The organism is Kribbella antibiotica, assembly GCF_004349055.1.
GTDB lineage: Bacteria > Actinomycetota > Actinomycetes > Propionibacteriales > Kribbellaceae > Kribbella > Kribbella antibiotica.
The window spans coordinates 1-19,594 of record NZ_SMKX01000058.1 but is presented as its reverse complement, the minus strand read 5'-3'; the positions used below and the strand labels follow the sequence as shown (position 1 = coordinate 19,594).

Annotated in this window: 19 protein-coding genes; 9 read left to right on the top strand and 10 right to left on the bottom strand. The window is 67.1% G+C overall.

Going from position 1 to position 19,594, the window contains the following annotated elements:
- Positions 1-39: 39 nt before the first annotated feature.
- Positions 40-549: a SigE family RNA polymerase sigma factor gene (locus tag E1263_RS20510; RefSeq protein ID WP_238161350.1), complete on the top strand. Its 510-nt coding sequence runs from the start codon at positions 40-42 to the stop codon at positions 547-549.
- Complete coding sequence (locus tag E1263_RS20505) at positions 546-1,688, top strand: Gmad2 immunoglobulin-like domain-containing protein (RefSeq protein ID WP_132169727.1); 1,143 nt, start codon at positions 546-548, stop codon at positions 1,686-1,688. The genes E1263_RS20510 and E1263_RS20505 overlap by 4 nt, the downstream gene beginning before the upstream one ends.
- A gap of 23 nt (positions 1,689-1,711) precedes the next feature.
- On the opposite strand, the gene E1263_RS20500 is transcribed toward E1263_RS20505, so the two are convergent.
- The 6 genes from E1263_RS20500 to E1263_RS20475 all read right to left on the bottom strand — a co-directional run bounded on the left by E1263_RS20500 (position 1,712) and on the right by E1263_RS20475 (position 7,187).
- Entirely contained in the window at positions 1,712-2,038 is a 327-nt protein-coding gene (locus E1263_RS20500; RefSeq protein ID WP_132169725.1) for a hypothetical protein, read from the bottom strand.
- A gap of 424 nt (positions 2,039-2,462) precedes the next feature.
- A complete protein-coding gene (locus E1263_RS20495) occupies positions 2,463-3,182 on the bottom strand; it encodes a 16S rRNA (uracil(1498)-N(3))-methyltransferase (RefSeq protein WP_132169723.1) in 720 nt (239 codons plus the stop codon).
- Positions 3,183-3,198: 16 nt separating this feature from the next.
- Complete coding sequence (gene dnaJ, locus E1263_RS20490; RefSeq protein WP_132169721.1) at positions 3,199-4,341, bottom strand: molecular chaperone DnaJ; 1,143 nt, start codon at positions 4,339-4,341, stop codon at positions 3,199-3,201.
- A gap of 37 nt (positions 4,342-4,378) precedes the next feature.
- A complete protein-coding gene (gene hrcA, locus E1263_RS20485) occupies positions 4,379-5,401 on the bottom strand; it encodes a heat-inducible transcriptional repressor HrcA (protein ID WP_132169784.1) in 1,023 nt (340 codons plus the stop codon).
- A gap of 62 nt (positions 5,402-5,463) precedes the next feature.
- The gene (locus E1263_RS20480; protein WP_132169719.1) at positions 5,464-6,561 is read right to left on the bottom strand and encodes a Gfo/Idh/MocA family protein; all 1,098 of its coding nucleotides are present in this window, start codon (positions 6,559-6,561) and stop codon (positions 5,464-5,466) included.
- Positions 6,546-7,187, bottom strand: a complete 642-nt coding sequence (locus E1263_RS20475) for a ThuA domain-containing protein (RefSeq protein WP_238161349.1) — start codon at positions 7,185-7,187, stop codon at positions 6,546-6,548. Before E1263_RS20475 ends, E1263_RS20480 begins: the two co-directional genes overlap by 16 nt.
- 108 nt (positions 7,188-7,295) lie before the next feature.
- On the opposite strand from E1263_RS20475, the gene E1263_RS20470 reads away from it, so the two are divergent.
- From E1263_RS20470 to E1263_RS20450, 5 genes are all read left to right on the top strand, one after another.
- Positions 7,296-7,631 (top strand): EF-Tu/IF-2/RF-3 family GTPase, encoded by a 336-nt coding sequence (locus tag E1263_RS20470; RefSeq protein ID WP_132169717.1) that lies wholly within the window; start codon positions 7,296-7,298, stop codon positions 7,629-7,631.
- A 10-nt stretch (positions 7,632-7,641) separates the two neighbouring features.
- Positions 7,642-8,406 carry an MBL fold metallo-hydrolase gene (locus tag E1263_RS20465; RefSeq protein ID WP_132169715.1) on the top strand — a complete coding sequence of 255 codons (765 nt, stop codon included), beginning with the start codon at positions 7,642-7,644 and terminating at the stop codon, positions 8,404-8,406.
- A 78-nt stretch (positions 8,407-8,484) separates the two neighbouring features.
- Positions 8,485-8,967: a DUF4870 domain-containing protein gene (locus tag E1263_RS20460; protein ID WP_132169713.1), complete on the top strand. Its 483-nt coding sequence runs from the start codon at positions 8,485-8,487 to the stop codon at positions 8,965-8,967.
- A gap of 45 nt (positions 8,968-9,012) precedes the next feature.
- On the top strand, positions 9,013-10,524 hold the full coding sequence (locus E1263_RS20455; RefSeq protein ID WP_132169711.1) for an NCS1 family nucleobase:cation symporter-1: 1,512 nt from the start codon (positions 9,013-9,015) through the stop codon (positions 10,522-10,524).
- Positions 10,517-11,341, top strand: coding sequence for a DUF3097 domain-containing protein (locus tag E1263_RS20450; RefSeq protein WP_132169709.1), 825 nt, complete (start codon positions 10,517-10,519; stop codon positions 11,339-11,341). The genes E1263_RS20455 and E1263_RS20450 overlap by 8 nt, the downstream gene beginning before the upstream one ends.
- Here the strand turns inward: E1263_RS20450 and E1263_RS20445 are convergent.
- A complete protein-coding gene (locus E1263_RS20445) occupies positions 11,316-13,892 on the bottom strand; it encodes a DUF3376 domain-containing protein (protein ID WP_132169707.1) in 2,577 nt (858 codons plus the stop codon). The genes E1263_RS20450 and E1263_RS20445 overlap by 26 nt on opposite strands.
- A gap of 294 nt (positions 13,893-14,186) precedes the next feature.
- Between E1263_RS20445 and E1263_RS20440 the strand changes: the two genes are divergently transcribed.
- Both E1263_RS20440 and E1263_RS20435 read left to right on the top strand, forming a co-directional pair.
- On the top strand, positions 14,187-14,780 hold the full coding sequence (locus E1263_RS20440) for a hypothetical protein (RefSeq protein WP_132169705.1): 594 nt from the start codon (positions 14,187-14,189) through the stop codon (positions 14,778-14,780).
- On the top strand, positions 14,773-15,609 hold the full coding sequence (locus E1263_RS20435; RefSeq protein WP_132169703.1) for a hypothetical protein: 837 nt from the start codon (positions 14,773-14,775) through the stop codon (positions 15,607-15,609). The genes E1263_RS20440 and E1263_RS20435 overlap by 8 nt, the downstream gene beginning before the upstream one ends.
- Before the next feature lie 4 nt (positions 15,610-15,613).
- Here E1263_RS20435 and E1263_RS20430 read toward each other — a convergent pair whose 3' ends face one another.
- The 3 genes from E1263_RS20430 to hemW all read right to left on the bottom strand — a co-directional run bounded on the left by E1263_RS20430 (position 15,614) and on the right by hemW (position 19,440).
- Positions 15,614-16,621 (bottom strand): LacI family DNA-binding transcriptional regulator, encoded by a 1,008-nt coding sequence (locus E1263_RS20430; protein ID WP_132169701.1) that lies wholly within the window; start codon positions 16,619-16,621, stop codon positions 15,614-15,616.
- Positions 16,622-16,686: 65 nt separating this feature from the next.
- Positions 16,687-18,003: an ABC transporter substrate-binding protein gene (locus tag E1263_RS20425; protein ID WP_132169699.1), complete on the bottom strand. Its 1,317-nt coding sequence runs from the start codon at positions 18,001-18,003 to the stop codon at positions 16,687-16,689.
- Between the two features lie 225 nt (positions 18,004-18,228).
- Positions 18,229-19,440: a radical SAM family heme chaperone HemW gene (gene hemW / locus E1263_RS20420; protein WP_132169697.1), complete on the bottom strand. Its 1,212-nt coding sequence runs from the start codon at positions 19,438-19,440 to the stop codon at positions 18,229-18,231.
- Between the last annotated feature and the right edge of the window lie 154 nt (positions 19,441-19,594).

Below are 19,594 nucleotides of genomic sequence, written 5' to 3'. Positions count from 1 at the left end.
TGTTGTGTGGCACAACCTGCGGTGGTGTACGAAGAGTGCGTGACACATGAGTCCTCGTGGAATGCCGACGAGGCGCTGACGGCTGTCTACACGGCGCACTACACGTCGTTGGTTCGCCTCGCCGCCTTGCTGCTGCGTGACACCGGAACGGCGGAGGAGATCGTGCAGGACGCGTTCGTCGCGATGCACGGCCGCTGGCACCGGCTGCGCGACCCGCACAAGGCACTCGCCTACTTACGCACCGCAGTGGTGAACCGGACCCGCTCCCGCCAGCGCCACCTGGTGGTCGTCGACAAGCACATGCCCCGGTCGCTGCCGGACGAGCCCAGCGCCGAGCAGGCCGCGCTGCGGACCGCCGAGACCGACCGGGTCATCGAAGCAATGCGCACCTTGCCGGAGAAGCAGCGCACCGTGATGGTGCTGCGGTACTACGGTGACCTGTCCGAGGCGGAGATCGCCGACACGATGGGCATCAGCCGGGGATCGGTCAAGAGCCATGCTGCGCGAGCGAGCAAGTCGCTGCGCCAGGTGCTGGAGCAGAACCTATGAACAACGACGACCCGTTCGACGAACTGATGCGCCGATCTCTGGCTGACGAGGCCAACCGGGTCGAGCCCACCGATGCCCTCCCGGAGATCCTGAACCGAGCCCACGCCGTACGGCGTCCTGTCGTGCGCCGACCGTGGGTGGTCACCGCGGGCCTGGCCGCCGTCGGCACCGCAGCCGCAGTCGGCGCCTTCACCGTCTTCAACGGCAACCTCAACACCGCCAACGAAGGCGACGCCGTAGCCGGCGCCCCAGGCACCACAGCCTCCGCCAGCGGCGCTCCCGACACCCCCCGGAGCGAACCGACCAAGGCCCCGACGCAACCGCCGACCAACGCCAAGCCAAGCACCACAGCTGTCCCCAAGACCGGCCTCCGCGAGCCGTCAGCGGACGCCAAGACCGTTCCCGTCTACTGGCTGGGAGACGCGATCGCAGGCAAGGACGCCGCGAAGGCATCGACGAAGCCGACCCTGTCGGCCCGGTCGACGATCCGCCTCTACCGGACCTGGTCCAAGATCAGCGGCCGCCCAGCCTTCGAGGCAGTCCGCATCATGACCACCCAGCAGCCGAACGACTATGACTACCGGTCGTTCTGGAAGGGTGCCCAGGTCAGCTCGGTGACCCAGAACGACGGGATCGTCACCGTCGACTTCAAAGAGTTCCCGCAGACCAAGGCCGACGAGGTCACTGCCGCACTCTCCGCGCAGCAACTGATCTACACCGTCCAAGGCGCACTCGGCGCCGGCAACCACCCGGTCCAGGTCACCTACCGCGGCCGCTCCGGCGTCCCCCTCTTCGGCCAGATCGACACCAGCGGCCCGCTCAACCGCGCCCAGGCCGCCGACGTCCAGGCCCTCGTCTCGATCGAGTCCCCCACCGAAGGAATGCTCGTCACCAGCCCAATCACCGTGCAAGGCCTGGCAACAGCGTTCGAAACAACCGTCAACTACCGCGCCACCAACCTGAAGAGCCGCCAAGTCGTAGCCAGCACGGTCAACACCGACGAAGGCCAGAAGTCCTCAGGCTTCAGCTTCCCCCTCGACCTCAAGCCCGGCCTCTGGCAGATCGAGGCCTACCTGGTCTCCGCCGAGGACGGCAGCATCAGCGACCTGGACTCCAAAACCGTCGAGGTAGTCCGCTGACCGCCGGCCTGCCGGGCCAGCGCCTAGCCCGTGTAGGGGCCCTCTGATGAGAACTGTTCGTACTTCCCGCCGATCAGACGGCAGTAGTGCTTGGTGATCCTGAGGAAATCGTCGCTGAGGATGGCCTGGTAGCAGTTGCCGACACGGTTGAAGCGGCTCGCCGAAAAGTCGTTGTACTTGTCGCCCTTGGCGGTCTTGTAGATCGAGAAATAGCTACCGTCACCCATGCCTTTGCAGAACGCTTCGGCAGCCATGAGGGCGGGCTTGTCGATGATGCCCTTGTAGCAGTTGGTCACCCGGTTGTAGCGACCGGGATACAGGACTGCGGCCTCGCTCGGTGCCGCAGTCACGGCCAGACTGGTAGCCGCCAGGAAAAGTACTGCGGCCGACGATGCGATCCGGTGAAACATTGCTGCTCGCTCTCGTGCAGGGACGATGAGCAACCAATGTATCGACAAGAGGACCCTGATCTGGCCCCTGCGGCATTGCAACAAGGTGCAAATCGTTGCTGGCAGCAACGCGACGACGGGGAGATACGACCGCTCGCCATCGTCCAACGCATCGCGTACTGCTCCTGGGGACATTGCAGCTTTTGCCATCTATCCGGTTGCCGAAGGCATCGATCACCAGCGCACCGGCGGCCGCGAATAGTGTGCCCACCGAAGCCCGGCACCTGTGGCCGCTGACAACCTCAGCGGGCGGCACCGCCTGCGCCACCGCCGGCCCGGGCGGGTAAGGCTGCCGCTCCACGCGCGACCTGCACGGGTGGGTGAGCTACCTCATCCAGCGGGAGCGGGCGAGGAGGGCTGAGGCGGCGGCTACGCCGGCGGTTGAGGTGCGGAGGACTGTGGTGCCTAGGCGGACTGGTTCTACGGCGAAGGTGGTTAGTTCGGTGGGGGCTATGCCGCCTTCGGGGCCGATGACTATGACGATGTCGCCGGTGGGTGGGACGTCGAGGGCGGCCAGGGAGGCGGTTGCTTCCTCGTGGAGGACTGCTGGGACTGCGGCGTTCTGGAGGAGGTTGGCGATTTCGGGGGTGGTGGCGATGGGGGCTACTTCGGCGAACCAGGAGCGGCGGGACTGTTTGCTGGCTTCGAAGGCCCAGGCCTGCCATTTGGCGAGGGTCTTCGCGGAGCGCTCGGGGTTGTTGCGGAACTGGCTGCGCTCGGCGTTCCACGGGACGATGACGTCGGCGCCTACCTCGGTCAGCATCTCTACGGCGAGTTCGGCGCGCTCGCCCTTGGGTAAGGCCTGTACGACGACTAGTCGGGGCGCGGGCTGCGGTTCGGTGCCGCGGTGGTCGACTGTGATGGTCAGGCCGGTCTTCGTGGCGGTGGCGACCGGGCCCTCGGCCCAGGCACCACGGCCGTCGGTCAGGCGGATGCGTTCGCCGGGACCGATCCGCCGTACGACGGCAGCGTGCCGGCCCTCGGCGCCGTCCAGCGTCAGTTCTTCGCCGTCGAGCTCGGCGGCGAAGAAGACCGCAACACCCATCGTTGGTACGCCGCCTTTAGTGTGGGCCGAACGCGTCGCGAAGCCGGCCGAAGACGCCCTTGTGGGCGGCCTGGATCTGGCCGTGCGGACGCTCCTCGCCGCGAGCCGTGGCGAGCTGCTTGAGCATCTCGATCTGGCTGTCGTCGAGCTTGGTCGGGGTCTCGACGATGATCTGGACGATCAGGTCGCCGCGACCCGCGTGCCGCAGTCGCGGAACACCGCGCGCGGTCAGGGTGTGCGCCGTACCGGACTGGGTGCCGGGGCGGATCTCCAGCGGGGTGGTCTCGCCCTCCAGCGTCGGCAGGTCGATCGTCGTCCCGAGAGCGGCCGCCGTCATCGGCAGCGTGACCGTGCAGTGCAGGTCGTCGCCGTTGCGGGTGAAGACCTCGTGCTGCTCGACCTCGATCTCGACGTACAGGTCGCCGGCCGGGCCACCGCCGGGGCCGACCTCGCCCTGGCCGGACAGCTGGACGCGGGTGCCGGAGTCGACGCCGCCGGGAATCTTGACGGTGACGGTACGGCGGGAGCGGACGCGGCCGTCACCGGCGCACTCGACGCACGGGTTCGGGATGGTCGTGCCGAAGCCGCGACAGGTCGGGCAGGGACGCATCGTGCGCACCTCGCCGAGGAACGAGCGCTGCGTGTGCGTCACCTCGCCACGGCCGTGGCAGATCTCGCAGGTGACCGGCTCAGAGCCGGCATTCGCGCCGGAACCCGAACAGGTCGGGCACAGCACCGCGGTGTCGACCTTGAGCTCGCGAGTCGTCCCGAAGGCCGCCTCGGCCAGATCGATCCGCAGCGGGATCAGTGCGTCCTGGCCACGGCGCGTGCGCGGCCGCGGACCGCGGGTCGCCCCACCGGTCTGGCCGAAGAACGCGTCCATGATGTCGGTGAACGTGAACGCCTGACCGCCGGGGAATCCGCCGGCGCCACCACCGGCGGACGCGAACGGATCGCCGCCGAGGTCGTGCATCTGCCGCTTCTGCGGATCGCTCAGCACCTGGAACGCGCGGCCGATCTCCTGGAACTTGTGGTGCGCGTCCTCGGAGTCGTTGACGTCCGGGTGGTATTGGCGTGCCAGCTTGCGGTACGCCTTCTTGATCTCTTCCGCTGAAGCGTCACGGCTGACGCCCAGGACGGCGTAGTAATCGGTGCTCATACTCCAGACCAAGGGTTGGTGGAATTCTTCAGATTCGTCATGATTCAGCCAGGATCTGGCTGACGTACCGCGCGACGGCCCGTACGGCGCCCATCGTGCTCGGGTAGTCCATGTGCGTCGGGCCGACGATGCCGAGGGTGGCCAGCGACTCCGACTTCGAGCCGTAACCGGTGGCGATCACCGAGGTGGTCGCCATCTCCTCGAACGGGTTCTCGTGGCCGATGCGGACGGTCAGGGTCTGCGGGTGGGTCGCCTCGCCGAGGAGCTTGAGCAGGATGACGTGCTCCTCCAGCGCCTCCAGCACGGGCTTCACGTTCCGCTCGAAGTCGTCGCCGTACCGGGTCAGGTTGGCGGCGCCGCCGACGGCGATCCGCTGCTCACCCATCTCGTCGGTGAAGGCTTCGAGCAGGGTGGTGACGATCGCGGCCACCTGCGGCCGGTCAGCCGGCGCGAAGCTGTCGGTGACGTTGGCCAGCGAGGTGGTCGCCTCGGTCATGCGCTGGCCGGTCATCGCCGTGTTCAGCCGCGAGCGCAGGTCGGCGACGAGCTGCTCGTCGATCTCGTGCGGCAGCTCCACGATCCGCTGCTCGACCCGGCCGTTGCTGGTGATCAGCACCAGGAGCAGCCGGCTCGGGGTCATCGTGACGACCTCGATGTGCCGAACGCTCGACCGGTTGAGCGACGGATACTGCACGATCGCGACCTGGCGGGTGATCTGGGCCAGCAGCCGGACGGTCCGCTTGACCACGTCGTCCAGGTCGACTGCGCCGCCGAGGAAGGACGTGATGGCCTTCTTCTCGGCCGCGGACAGCGTCTTGACGGTGCTGAGCTTGTCGACGAACAGCCGGTAGCCGGCATCGGTCGGGATCCGGCCGGCGCTGGTGTGGGGCTGGGTGATGTACCCCTCCTCCTCCAGCGCGGCCATGTCGTTGCGCACGGTGGCCGGGGAGACGCCGAGGTTGTGCCGGTCGACCAGAGTCTTCGAGCCGACCGGCTCGTGGGTGGCCACGTAGTCCTCGACGATGGCGCGGAGCACATCCAACTTGCGCTCGTCCAGCACGCGCACCACCCTCTCCCAGCTCCGCCGCTATTGCTTGGCACTCACAAAGTCAGAGTGCCAGTCTAGGCGGTGTCCGGCGTCGCTCCCAATGGAACGGCTGCGGGGCGCGTCACTGTACTGGCCACATCAAGAGGCTGATCCTGTACGGCGGAGTCGATAAAAGACTCCAGTACGTCGAGCACGTGGTAGGCCAGCTCACCATTCGCGCGGTGCGGTTCGCCGTTGCGCAAAGCCCGGGCCATGTCCGCGACACCAACACCCCGACCCGCTCCGGCGTACCCACCGGCTGTTGGCACCTCGGTCCACTCCCGCTGCGCCGCCGTGACGAGCTCGACCGCTCCGTCGAAGCCGTTGGGGTCCGGAACGGACAGACTGCCGTCGGTGCCGTGCACCTCGATCCGCGGGAGCCGGCCGGCCCACACGTCGAAGGACATCAGCACAGTGGTCAGGGCACCGGACTCATGCTCCAGTACGCCGGTCACGTGCGTCGGCACCTCGACCGGGAACACGGTCCCAGCGCGGGGGCCGGTGTGGATCATCCGCTCCTGCTTTGACTGGCCCGCTCGCGCGGTTACCCGCCGTACGGGTCCTAGGAGGGTGACCAGGCTGGTGATGTAGTACGGGCCCATGTCGAGGACCGGACCGCCGCCGGGCTGGTAGTAGAACTCGGGCGCCGGGTGCCACAGCTCGTGGCCGGGCGTGACCATGAAGGCAGTGGCCGCATGTGGGGTGCCAATGTCGCCACGGTCGATCACTGCGCGAGCCGTCTGAGTGCCGGTGCCCAGGACGGTGTCGGGTGCGCAGCCGATGCGCAGGTCGTTCGCAGCGGCGTACTTGAGCAGCGGCTCGGCCTCAGCACGGTCCATGGCCAACGGCTTCTCGCCGTACACGTGCTTGCCCGCAGCCAGTGCGGCCTGGTGCACGGCGGCGTGGGCTGCCGGGATGGTCAGGTTCACCACGATGTCGACGTCGTCAGCGGCGTACAGGTCATCCGGCGAGAGCGCGCGGACGCTGTCCGTGGCGACGGCCTGGGCCCGGGCGAGGTCCAGGTCGGCCACTGCGACCACCTCGACACCGGGGAGCTTGGCCAGGTGGTCCAGGTAGGTACCGGAGATGACTCCAGTGCCGACGATGCCGACGCGGGTCACTTGCTCGCCCACAGCAGCCCCCGCTCGATGATCGTGCGCACCTCGGGTACGTCGAAGTCGTCGAGCTTGTGACCGACTGTGCAGACGAACACGCGCCCCTCGCCCCACGTACGCGTCCAGACCGCCGGCATCACGGCCCCCTCGATCCACGGGAAGTCCGGGTGCGAGGCGAGAGTGGTGGTGGCCAGTACGTCGTTGGTCGGGTCCACGTGCAGGTAGTACTGCTCGGTGTGCACGTCGAAATGCGTGATGCCCTCGACGATCGGGTGCTCTGCGACCACCTCGACGCGGTAGTCGGTGAAGTTGTGCGGGTGCGAGATGAACTGCCCACCAGTGATGAAGCTGTAGTCGGTGTTCTCCCGGAACGAGTCCACGATCCCGCCGTGCCAGCCGGCGAACCCGGTCCCGCCACGGATCGCGTCGGCCAGGCTCTTGATGTGCTCCGGCTTCGTCTCCCCCATCGACACGCACTGCAGCACCAGGTCGACCCCGTCGAGATCCAGGTAGCTCTCGGTGCTCTCCGACGTGGTGACGTCGTACCCGTTCTCCTTCAGGTACGGAATGAACAGTTCGGTCGCCTCGACCGGCACATGCCCGTCCCAGCCACCCCGCACCACCAGCGCGCGTCGTGTCGTCACATCAACCACCTTTCAACAATTCAACGGAGCGAAAGTTTCGTAGCAACCACCGGAAGATTCGCAAATCGACCTTAAGCTTCTGTCCCCGTCACGGTCTAGGGTCGGCCCATGAGCTGGAAGTTTTGGAAGACCCCACAGGACTCCGTGCCGGATCGGCCGCAGGATGTCGTGCCGTCCGGCCCGTTCGGGATGGCGATCGAGGACGTCTTCTCGATCACCGGCCGCGGCACTGTGGTGACCGGGCGGGTGCTGTCCGGCAGCGCGACGGTCGGTGACGAGGTGGTGGTCACCCGGGCCGGCCAGGTCCTGCTGCAGACCCAGATCGACGGCATCGAGATGTTCCGGAAGACCACGACCGTGGCGAACGCCGGCGACAACGTCGGTCTGCTCCTGCGCGGGCTGGGCAAGGACCAGGTGACCAGAGGCGATGTGATCGGCAAGTAGGGTCGTCGGCATGTGGGTTGAGCTGGGCGACAGGTGCTGGGTGCGGCGGTACGACGAGTTGGACCTGAACATCGGGTTGGTCGTCGGAAGCGGTGGCGCGTTGGTGATCGACACCCGCGCCACGACCGAAGAGGCCGAGGAACTGCTCGGGCACATTCGTGAGGTGACCGACCAGCCGGTGCGGTGGGTCGTCAACACGCACTCGCACTACGACCACGTGAACGGGAACAGCGTGTTCGCGGAGGCGACCGCCTACGCGCACGAGAACACGATCGCGGCGATCGACTTGAAGGCCGAGTCGTTCGCGGTCGCGAAGGTGATCGACCTTGGTGATCGACGGGTCGAGCTGCTGTACCTGGGCAACGGACACACCGCCGGCGACGCGGTGGCCGTCGTACCGGATGTGAATGTGTTCTTCCTCGGCGACCTGATCGAGGAGTCACAGCCCCCGCAGTACGGCGACGACTCGTTCCCGCTCGAGTGGCCGGACACGCTGGAGCGGGTCATCGGGACGATGCCGAAGGGCGCGACCGTCGTACCGGGTCATGGCGCAGTGGTCGACGCGGCGTTCGCGACCAACCAGTCCGCAGAGCTCGGCCAGGTCGCCAACGTGATCTCCGACCTGCACCATGCGGGGACGTCGCTCGAGAAAGCCCTTGAGCACCAGGACGGCTGGCCGTGGGATGCGGCCGAACTGCAGGACGCGATCAAGCGAGCGTATGAAGTTCTCGGACCGCCGCGGCGGCCGACGATCCCGCTGCTCGGGCCGAGCTGAGCGCTCGATCGTGCACAGGTGCACGATCGACGCCACAACTTGACCATCGGTATACCTGAGAGCCTTACCGTTCTCGGCATGACCGAACCGCAGAACACCGAGCCGCAGAACACTGAACCGCCGAGCTACAACCCGCCGCCGCAGAACAACTACGTTCCGCCGGCCGGCCAGCAGTTCCAGCCGCCGCCGGCCTTCCAGCAGTCACAGAGCCAGCAGCAGCCGTACCAGCCGCAGCCGCTGAGCCCGCAGGACGAGCGCACCTGGGCGCTGCTGGCGCACATCCTCACGATCGTGGCCGGGTTCATCGCGCCGCTGGTCGTGCTGCTCGTCCAGGGCGAGAAGTCGCCGATGGTGCGCGCACACGCCGTCGAGTCGCTGAACTTCCAGATCACCGTCACCATCGGGTACATCGCCTCGTCGATCCTGATGGTGGTGTTCATCGGCTTCCTGACGTTCTTCGCCGTCTGGGCCGCCGCACTGGTGTTCGCGATTCTCGCCACCATTGCCGCCAGCAAGGGCCTGCCGTACAAGTACCCGCTCACCTTGCGTCTGGTGAAGTAGTAGTTACTCGTTGACACACGTTCGGTGAAAGGGGCAACTTGATCCATGGCCACCACCACTGAGCAGACGACACATCCGGACGGCCGGGTCGAACTGACCGATCCGGATGCGGTCGCGAACAGTCCGTACGGCAACGCGGAGCTCGCTCCGACGAGGCTGCCGGAGCGGAACTGGACGACGTACAACTACGCCGCCTTGTGGATGGGGATGGCTCACAACATCCCGAGCTACCTGCTGGCCGCGGGGCTCGTCACACTCGGGATGAACTGGCTGCAGGCCTTCCTCACGATCACACTGGGGAACCTGATCGTGCTGGTCCCGCTGTTGCTGAACAGCCATGCGGGCACCAAGTACGGCATCCCGTTCCCGGTCTTCGCGCGCGCCTTCTACGGCGTCCGCGGCGCGAACTTCCCGGCGCTGCTGCGGGCGTTCGTCGCCTGCGGCTGGTTCGGTATCCAGACCTGGATCGGCGGTCAGGCGATCTACGTGATCGCCGGTGAACTGTTCGGCAAGGGCTGGACCGACGCGTCCGCGGTCGGCGGTCATCCGTGGACGATGTGGCTCAGCTTCGGCCTCTTCTGGCTGCTGCAGATGGCCCTGATCTGGCGCGGGATCGAGGGACTGCGCCGGTTCGAGAACTGGGCGGCACCGCTGGTCACGGTGGCGTTCCTGGCGCTGATGATCGCGATCCTGGTCAAGGCCGGTGGCTTCGGCCCGATCCTGTCGCAGCCGTCGAAGCTCGGCTGGGGCTCCGACTTCTGGACGATCTTCGCGCCGTCGCTGATGGGCATGATCGCGTTCTGGGCGACGCTCAGCCTGAACATGCCGGACTTCACCCGGTTCGGCAAAGGCCAGCGCCAGCAGGTGATCGGGCAGATCATCGGCCTGCCGACGACGATGTCGTTCATCGCGCTGGTCTCGATCATCACCACCTCGGGCACCGTGATCGTCTACGGTTCGGCGATCTGGGACCCGGTCGAGCTGACCCGGCGGTTCGAGAACCCGGTGGTCGTCACGATCGGGTTGATCATGGCGATCCTCGCCACCATGTCCTGCAATGTGGCGGCCAACGTCGTCAGCCCGTCGTACGACTTCGCTAACGCGTTGCCGCGCTGGCTGACCTTCCGCACCGCCGGTCTGCTCACCGGTGTCATCGGCGTCGTGATCCAGCCGTGGCGACTGATCTCCGACCCGTCGATCTACATCTTCGTCTGGCTGTCCTTCTACGGCGGCCTGCTCGCCTCGGTCGCCGGTGTCCTGATCGCCGGCTACTGGTTCCTGGACCGTACGGCGCTGGTGCTGCCCGACCTCTACAAGTCGTCCGGCCGCTACTGGTACTCAGCCGGCTGGAACTGGCGCGCTGTCGTCGCCACGATCTTCGGCTCGCTCCTCGCGGTCGGCGGCGCGTACTCGAACCCAGGCGCCGGCCCCTTCCCCGCTGACGGCCTGATCCCGTTCCTCAAGCCCTTGTACGACTACTCCTGGATCGTCGGCCTGGTGGCCGGTTTCGTTACCTACTTGCTGCTCAGCAAGCCGGTACGGTTGGGGCGTGGCTGATCGGTATGGAAACGACGTACTGAGTGGGGACTGGCGCAAGCCCAAGAACGGGCGGACCGTCGAGGTCGCGATGGAGAAGGGCATGGTGGTCGAGGAACCCACGTCCGGATTCGTCGGCGCGATCGTGCGCTGGGAGCACGGCGTGGTCGATCTCGAGGACCGGCACGGCCAGGTCCGCACGTACCCGACGGGTCCGGGCTTCTGGCTGGATGGCAAGCCGGTCAGCCTGCAACCACCGAAGAAGGCGGGCCCGGCCAAGAAGACCCGTACGGCGTCCGGTTCGGTCGCGGTCGACAATGTCCGGGCCAGGGTGGCCCGGGCCAGCCGGATCTACGTCGAGGGCCGCCATGACGCGGAGCTGGTCGAGAAGGTCTGGGGTGACGACCTGCGGATCGAGGGCGTCGTCGTCGAGTACCTCGGCGGTATCGACGACCTGCCCGAGATCGTGAACCGCTTCCAGCCCGCCCCCGGCCGCCGGCTCGGCGTCCTGGTCGACCACCTGGTCGAGGGCTCCAAGGAATCGAAGATCGCCGCCCAGATCGACAACCGGTACGTGCGGATCGTCGGGCATCCGTTCATCGACGTCTGGGAGGCGATCAAACCGGCCACGGTCGGCATCAAGGCCTGGCCGCGGATTCCGCACGGCCAGGACTGGAAGAAAGGTGTGCTGCAGTCGTTCGGCTGGCCGGCCACCGACCAGGCCGACGTCGCCGCGGCCTGGCAGCACATGCTGTCCAAGGTGAAGAACTTCTCCGACCTCGACCCGAGCCTGCTCGGCCGGGTCGAGGAGCTCATCGATTTCGTGACTCTGGACTGATCTCCGGCAGCCGCTTCTCGATCCAGGCCCGGATCGTCCGGCGCGCTCGCCGGACGTAATAGGTCAGCGCGCCGAGCAGCACTCCGGACGCCAGCGCCACCCCGGCTAGTACGGCGGCCAGGATCCGGATCCCGACCGTATCGACGGAATCGGCCACGAGCAGCAGGATCACGCCGAGCCCGACTGCGGCCAGCGGCATCCATGGTTCGAACAGCAGCGGACGCTTGGCCGGGGTCAGCTTGGCGCCGCGCACCATTCGGCCCCAGACGGTCTCGCGGGCCGGCTCGGTGAACCAGCGCGCGGTCCGCAGCAACCACGAGCCTGGCTGGTGCTTGCGGCCGGCCATCGCCTTGACCGCGTTGCCCACCTGGGGTCCGAGGCCGCTGGAGACATCGACCATCCGGTCGGCGAGGCCCTTGGTCGTCGCCCGGCCCTCGGCTGATTGGTTCAGCTCGTCGCGCATCGTCGACAGCGCACCGAGCCCGGCATCGGCCGGGAAGTCCTCGGCCAGCCGCTGAATCCGATCCGCGACCGCCTGCGGCTTCCAGTCCTCGGCCTGCAGCACCTGGCGTTGTGTCTCGCGGATCCAGTCCGCGTCCGCGCCGAGCATCGTGCCAAGGTGCGCCACGCAGTGCAGGCGACCCATCAGCCAGTCCCAGCGCCGCCAGTCCGCTGCGCCGAACGCACCGAAATGGCCGACCTGACTCCCGTAGAGGATGCGGTCCTTCAGGTCATCCGCAATCGAGCCGGCCGGGAGATCATCCAGCAGGGTCAAGGGAATGTCCGGTCCGAGCCGGAGGAACTGGAACGGCGCACTGCGCTGCTGCGGCGTCCGCGCCGACGTACAGCGCGAGACGATCTCCACTTCCAGCGCGGTCTCGACAAGATTCCAGCCGATCACCGCGACCAGCTCAGCGAAAGCGGCGCCGAGCGCCTCCTGGATCTGCAGGTCCTCGAAGATGTCGGTCAGCCCGACCGCAACCGCCTCGGCGCCACCGGCCGGTCGCAGGTCGAGATCCGCTGTGGTGAGCTGGTCGGTCAACGCGTCGCGCACAGCCTGAGCCTTGAGCAGACAGTCACTCGTCGCCTGCAGCCGCCGTTCAAGCTCGGGGAGCTCTACTTCCGGAGCTGTGCTGATCCGGTTGCGCAACGAGCGCAGGATCAACCGGATCACGCGCTCGGCAGCACCCGTCCCCCACACCCAGCGGGCCTCGCCGTTCTGCTGCAGCGGCTTGATCCCGCCATCCGGATCCGGCACCCACGGATGTGCGGTCGCGAGGATCTCGTCGATCTCGGTCTCGGACAACGCCGAGGCCGCATCGAGCACGGTCGACTGGTCGTGGCTCGCGATCGTCACGGCCTCCCAGACACCGCCGGCGGCCCGGCCGCGCGAGTACGTCGGTTGCAACGCCTGCGCCGCCGCATGCAACCGCTCCCGATCAGCTGGTTGCTCCATGCAACGATCGAAGAGCCGCTGGGTGTCCGACCAGGACGCGTCCGCCTCCAGCAGCAAGCGTTCGAGCTGCTCGACGTCGGAGCGGAAATCCACCTCGCGCGGGAACTGCACGGCTGACAACGCGGCCACCCGCCAACTCGGCTCCTTCGCCTCGGGCAACGCCGTCGACGCACTACCGATCCCGGCGGACGGTACGACGTACAGGACGTATCTGCTCGCTCGTCCGGCGACCGGGCGCCGCGCGACCACGTCGAGCACCGGCCCGAACGGCGCGTTGTCGAGCACCCCGCCGTCAACCAGCCAGGCACCGGACTCGGCCGTTGTCGGCTGCATCCTTGGCGGCGACGACGCCAGCCGCGGCGTCTCCAGCACCGGCCCGAACGCGGCCGGGAACGACGCGCTCGCCCGCGCGGCACGCGCCAGCAGTTTGGTGTCCTTCAGCGCATTGGTTTCCTTGACTGCGAACGACCGGGTCTTCTCGTCGTACTTCGCCGCGTTCTCACTGGTGAAGGCAAACAGATACCGATGATCCGGTACGACGAATCGCTGGCCGGCCGCATCCCGCGCCTCGAACTGCTGCACGCCGAGACCGGACGCCGTGACGAAGAGCGTGACCGGCTCCTCGGCTGCTGTCTCGCCCGCGTCCGCAACGCCCTTCAGCAGGCTCTCCAGCTCCTGCAGGAAGTAGTTGCCGTCCAGCACCGAGGTCGACTTCTTTCCCGCCGACGGCACGAGCTTGCCGACCTCGAGCGCTCCGAGCCCGACCCACTTCTGCCGCAACCACGGCCCGTCCGAGCCACCCGGGTCGAGCGTCGACCCGTTCGAGATCGCGGTCGCCAGCAAGGAACCGTTCAGCCCACCGGCGCTCGTACCGGCAATCACGTCGATGACAACGCGCCGTCGCTCGTCACCACGCTGACAGAGCTCACGCCAGCGCTCCGCCAGCACCGCGTCGTACGGCTGCGGACCGGGCGCGGCCCCGGACCCGGACGCACGCCGGATCAGGTCCAGCTCGTGCGTCACACCGCCCATCCAGACGGCCAAACTCACACCACCGTTGAGAACCAGCGCGATCCGGATCTCGTGTTCACTCATTACTTCCCCCTAGGTTGTGTCTGGTGGCTCCACGCCGTAGCGAGCAAGTGCTCGGTGCGGTGCATCGGCGCGCTGGGGTGAAGGGTTAGATGCGGAGCATCTTGCCCTTTGCACCAGTGCGGCGAGGTGCCGTGCTGAGTGCTGCGCAGTAGGCGTGGAGCCACCAGATACAACCTTTGCCTCACAGCTACCACCATGGTCACACAAAGAAACGATTGCAACAGCGGAGAGTGAACGAAACTGTGCCCTGGCGTGCACCTTCCGGAAGGCGCATCCTGGGAGGGGGTGGCTGGAATGCGCGCGATTTCGACGGTGCTTGTGATCCTATTACTGGTCGTGGGGTGCTCGGGGACTTCGAGCAACGATCCGCCTGGTGCGGCGCCAACTGAACCGGTTCTGACGAGCGACGAACCGGCGCCGGAGCCTACTGATCCGGAGAGCTCGCAGCCTGAGGAGAAGAAACCTGGCTTCGGGCTCGCGACGGCACCTGTCGGCGGTGCGCCCGACGAGGCCGGGGTCGAGCAGTGTGCCGCAGTCTCCTTGACAGGTGTCGAATTGAAGGAAGGCACGACGGTTGATCTCGGGCCCGTCCACCTCGAGCCGGAGGGAATCTTCCAGCTCGACGACAGCATCTGCAAGGACCGCAGACCGTGCAAGGACGTGCAGTGGAAAGCGGGCTCACTCGACTCCTGCTACGTCGGCGCGCGCCAGATCGCCAACGGCAGTAGCGAGGTCAAGGTCGTCGTACCGGCGCAGGTGACGTGTGCTACCGAGGAGGACTGCTCGGATCTCAAAGCGACTGCTGGCAAGGGCAGCTTTGTGTTCTTCATTCCTGGCGAGTTGACGCCTGCGCCCAGCGAGACGCCGGAGACTCCGACCGGTGGCTGACGAGCGGTCACAGGCCGAGCGTTGGGTGAGCTTCGCCGCCGGCATCGTCACGCCGGTGACGCTGATCAGCGCGCTGCTGTTCTACTTCGGGTACGTCTCGGCGCGTTCGCAGTACGAGTACTTCGGGATCGACGTCGACACGATCGGCCTGAGTACGCAGGACTACGTGATGCGCAGTCCGCAGCCGCTGCTCGTCCCGCTGCTGGTGATCACCTTGCTCGCGGTGGCCGCGCTGCTTGTGCACAACGCGATCCACCCGACAGCAATCGCCGTACGGCGATCGACGCGGGTGATCGTCGTTGCGCTGCTGCTCGGCGTGATCGGGTTGCTGACGTATCCCTTGCTAGGGCAGATGCCGTACTACGCCCTCGTCGTACCGGTGGTGATCGGTCTGTCCTCGGCGGCGCTCGCCTACGCCACCTACCTGCGCAGTCGGCTCGAGCCCGCTTCCCGTCCGCCGCGGGTGCTGATCGTCCTGCTCGCGGTCGTCACTGTGACTACCGCGTTCTGGGCGACCGCTACGACCGCGCAGTACTCCGGTCGCGGGCTGGCGAAGTCCGATGCGCGGAACCTCGATCGCTTCCCTGTAGTCATCCTGGACACGAAGGAGAAGCTGGCGCTGCGGTCGCCGGGCTTGGAGGAGACCGCGCTCCAGTCGGGCAAGGGGCAGACGTTCAACTATCGCTACCGCGGGCTGCGGTTGCTCGTGGTCGGCGAGAACCGGTTGTTCCTGGTCCCGCAGAACTGGACGGCGTCGAACACGACTGTCGTCGTACCGTTCAACGACTCGGTGCGGGTCCAGTTCCTGTTCGAGAACGACCCGCCCTAGGCGATCAGGTGGATTCGCGGATGATCAGCTCGGTGCCGTAGACCTCGGGGCTGCGCAGATCGGCGCCACCGATCTTGGCCAGCAGGATCTCGGCGAGCCGCGCGCCCATCAGCTCCACCGGCTGGCGAACCGTGGTCAGCTTCGGCGTCGTCGTGGTCGCCATCACCGAGTCGTCGAAACCGACCACCGCAACATCCGCCGGCACGCGACGACCACGCTCGGACAACACCCGCAGTACGGCGGTGGCCATCAGGTCGTTCGCCACGAAGATGCCGTCGAGGTCGGGATGCTTGTCGAGCAACTGGATCGCGGCCTGCTCGCCACCATCGGCGGTGAAGTCGCCAATGGCCACAGCCTCCGGCAGACCGGCCTCGCCCATCACCGCCTGGTATCCGGTCAGCCGGTCCAGCCCGGCCGTCATGTCGAGCGGCCCGGCGACCGTGCCGAGCTTGCGCCGACCGAGACCGAGCAGATGCTCGACCGCTGTCCGTGCACCCGCCACGTTGTCCACGTCCACACTCGCGACCGGTACGTCGACCCCTAGCGGGCGGGCGCTGAACACGATCGGCAACGGCAGTTGCGCGAGCTCCTGCAGCACGTTGTCGCGGCCGTGGTGGCTGATGATGACCGCACCGTCGACGTGCCCGCCGCGCAGGTAGCGCAGCAACCGCTGGTCGTCGCCTTCGGCGGGCTCGAGCAGCAGGACCATCTGGGAGGACGTCGGGGCCAGCGTGCGGCTCACGCCACGTAGCATCCCGGCGAAGAAGGGGTCGGAGAACACCCGGCTGTCCGGCTCCGGCACCACGATCGCGATCGAGTCCGTCCGCCGGGTCACCAGCGCGCGGGCGGCCCGGTTCGGCACGTAGCCGAGCTGACCGATCGCCCGCTCGACGAGCGCCACCGTATCCGGCAGCACCTTCGGCGATCCGTTCACCACTCGTGACACGGTCGCGCGCGAAACCCCGGCCAGCGCTGCGACCTGCTCGAGCGTAGGAGTACCCGTGTCGTCCATCGGTCCTCCCCGTGTCGGCTGGTGTGTGTTCACACCGTATTACTTCCCGGGGTTATTTTCTGGCGTCACCCGCTGGATCGGGTGTTTGCTGCTCGTTCGGCGCCGTTCAGGGCTCTATTCCAGGCCTTGAGCGGAGTCTCCTTGCCTTGGTCAACTTTGGCCAGTTCGGCGCTGAACACCTGGTTGATCTCGCCCTCGCGAGGGCCCTTGTGCTGCTTCAGGATCACGGCCCGGGCCCGGTTGACGAAGATCTGGCCGACCGGCGCGTTGTTGAAGTACGCGTTGACCTGCGACTTCACCTGGGTGTCGTCGTACGCGTCGACCGTCGAGGGGAACGAACCGACCTTCTTGAACACCTTGACCTGCTGCTCCGGCGCGGTCAGCCAGGCCGCCAGCCGGGCGGCTTCGGCCTGTTGCGACGACTGCTTCGGCACGGTCAGGTACGACCCGCCCCAGTTACCACCGCCATTGGGGAAGACATCGGCGACGTCCCACTTCTCCTTGCCGTAGCTTCCCGCGTTGTCCTGGATGACACCGAGCAGCCAGCCCGGGCAGGCGATCGTCGCGAACGCCTCGGTCCGGAACGACTTGTTCCAGGCATCGCTCCACTCCTGCAGCCGCGCGGACAGCCCGTCCGCACTGCCCTGCACCACCTGGTCCCAGGTGCTCTTCAGCTGCCGGTTCTCGCTGCCGAGGAAGCGGTCCTGGTTGGAGTAGTAGGCCTGGATCAGCTGGTTCCGCATCGCTTCCCAGGTCAGCGCCGCAGAGCTGTACCAGGCCGAGCCCGGCACCTTCTCCTTGAACTTGCGTCCGGTCGCGAAGTACGACGGCCAGTCCGCGAACAGCTTGGCCACCTCGACCCGGTCGGTCGGCAGCCCCGCCTTGGCGAACAGGTCGCGGCGGTAGCAGATCGCCTCCGGGCCGATATCCGTGCCGTAGCCGATGATCCGGCCGTCCTGTGTGGTGGCACCGGCCACCTTCCAGTCCAGCCAGCGGTCCTTCAGGTCGTTCGCGCCGAAGTCGCGCAGGTCGACGAACTGGTCGCCGCGCGCCAGGTACTTGTAGATCCAGCCGATCTCCATCGCCTCGATATCGGCCATCCCGGAGCCACTGGCCAGGTTGGTGTCGAGGTTCTTGATGTGCGCGTCAACGGTCTCGGCGTGCCGTTCGATGATCCGGATGTTCGGGTGCTCGGCCATGTACTCGTCGTACAGGTCGTCGTACCCGAACTCGTTGAAGGTCGAGATGGTCAGCTCGATCTTCGGCTGATCGCCGGAGCTACCCGATCCGCCCGAGCCGCCGCAGGAGGCAGCCAGCAGGGCGAGGGCGCAACCGAGCACGACTGCGACAGGGCGGTGGCCGGCACGGAATCTGCGCCGCATGGAATGGCTCCCTGGAACTGGACGGAGTTGAGAGCGCTCTCGGATCGCGAAAGTGAGCTGAGTTTCGAGCGTTTTCACCGGCTGTGTCAAGCCTTCAGTGACTACTCTCCGGTACCGGAACACCTAGGTCAGTACATACCAGGCATCGTTATCACGCTGCGAACCACGCCGATTACCGTCCGCTCAAACTTTACGTTCTTCACAGCCTGTTACCAGGAACAGTGCTCAGGGCAGAAGATCGCGGACGACGGCGTCGGCGAGGAGACGGCCGCGGTCGGTCAAGGTGAGGCGGTCGTCAGCGACGGTGATGAGGCCGTCGGTGGCGATCGTGTCGACGGCGGCCCGGCCGGGCGCGTCGAGGACGTCGAGCGGCAGACCGGCGGCGAGACGGACCTCAAGAAGCACTCGCTCGATCCGGCGGGTCTCGTCGTCCAGGAGCTCGCGGGCGAGGGCCGGACTGTGGCCGGCGTTCAGACGTTCGGCGTACGCGGTGGGGTGCTTGACGTTCCACCAGCGGACACCACCGACGTGGCTGTGCGCGCCGGGCCCGATGCCCCACCAGGTGTCGCCGCGCCAGTAGAGCTCGTTGTGGCGGCAGCGGGCGTCCTCGGCGCGGGCCCAGTTGGAGACCTCGTACCAGTTCAGGCCGGCCTGGCTGAGCAGGTCGTCGGCGAGCACGTACTTGTCGGCCAGGTCGTCGTCGTCCGGCATCGGCAGCTCACCGCGCCGGACCCGGCGCGCCAGTTGGGTCCCGTCCTCGACGATCAGCGCGTAGGCACTGACGTGATCCGGATCCGCGGACAGAGCCGACTCGAGCGACGTACGCCAGTCTTCGAGGGACTCCCCCGGCGTGCCGTAGATCAGGTCCAGGTTCACGTGCTCGAAGCCGGCCGCGGTCGCTTCCTTCACGGCCTGCAACGCGCGACCAGGCGTGTGGTGGCGGTCGAGAATCTTCAGCACATGCGACGAAGCACTCTGCATCCCGAAGCTCACCCGGGTGAATCCAGCCTCCAGCAAGGCTTCCAGGTACGCCGGATCGACCGACTCGGGATTCGCCTCGGTACTGACCTCGGCGCCCGGCGCGAGACCGAACTCGTCGCGCACCGCCTTGAGCATCGCCCCGAGATCAGCGGCCGGGAGCAACGTCGGCGTACCGCCTCCGAAGAAGACCGTCTCGACCGGCTTGTCGAGGTCCTTCAGAACTCTCCGCGCGAGCCGGACCTCGCCGATCGCAGTCTCCGCGTACGACGCCTGCGAGCCACCGCCGCCGAGCTCCTTGGCGGTGTAGGTGTTGAAGTCGCAGTAGCCACACCGGGACGCGCAGAACGGCACGTGCAGGTAGAAGCCGAACGGGCGGTCGGCCGCCTCACGGACTGCGGCATCCGGCAACGCCCCGTCCTGGGGCGCAACCTCCCCCTCGGGCAACGTTGACGGCACCCGCCCAGTCTACGGAGAGCGGACCGCCCCCACTCACAGTGAGAATGGTTGGCGTGGTCCCGCAGCGGTCTTCCTGACTCACCCACTCACTGACTTCGGGTCTTCAATTGGATCTGTCGGTCGACTCGCTGCGGGACCACGTCTGCACCCACCC

Excerpts from the sequence above, each read along its gene's own strand:
- E1263_RS20505 (WP_132169727.1), top strand. The coding sequence starts at position 546 with ATGAACAACGACGACCCGTTCGACGAACTGATGCGCCGATCTCTGGCT.
- E1263_RS20495 (WP_132169723.1), bottom strand. The coding sequence starts at position 3,182 with ATGGGTGTTGCGGTCTTCTTCGCCGCCGAGCTCGACGGCGAAGAACTG.
- dnaJ (WP_132169721.1), bottom strand. The coding sequence starts at position 4,341 with ATGAGCACCGATTACTACGCCGTCCTGGGCGTCAGCCGTGACGCTTCA.
- E1263_RS20470 (WP_132169717.1), top strand. The coding sequence starts at position 7,296 with ATGAGCTGGAAGTTTTGGAAGACCCCACAGGACTCCGTGCCGGATCGG.
- E1263_RS20465 (WP_132169715.1), top strand. The coding sequence starts at position 7,642 with ATGTGGGTTGAGCTGGGCGACAGGTGCTGGGTGCGGCGGTACGACGAG.
- E1263_RS20460 (WP_132169713.1), top strand. The coding sequence starts at position 8,485 with ATGACCGAACCGCAGAACACCGAGCCGCAGAACACTGAACCGCCGAGC.
- E1263_RS20455 (WP_132169711.1), top strand. The coding sequence starts at position 9,013 with ATGGCCACCACCACTGAGCAGACGACACATCCGGACGGCCGGGTCGAA.
- E1263_RS20445 (WP_132169707.1), bottom strand. The coding sequence starts at position 13,892 with ATGAGTGAACACGAGATCCGGATCGCGCTGGTTCTCAACGGTGGTGTG.
- E1263_RS20440 (WP_132169705.1), top strand. The coding sequence starts at position 14,187 with ATGCGCGCGATTTCGACGGTGCTTGTGATCCTATTACTGGTCGTGGGG.
- E1263_RS20430 (WP_132169701.1), bottom strand. The coding sequence starts at position 16,621 with ATGGACGACACGGGTACTCCTACGCTCGAGCAGGTCGCAGCGCTGGCC.
- E1263_RS20425 (WP_132169699.1), bottom strand. The coding sequence starts at position 18,003 with ATGCGGCGCAGATTCCGTGCCGGCCACCGCCCTGTCGCAGTCGTGCTC.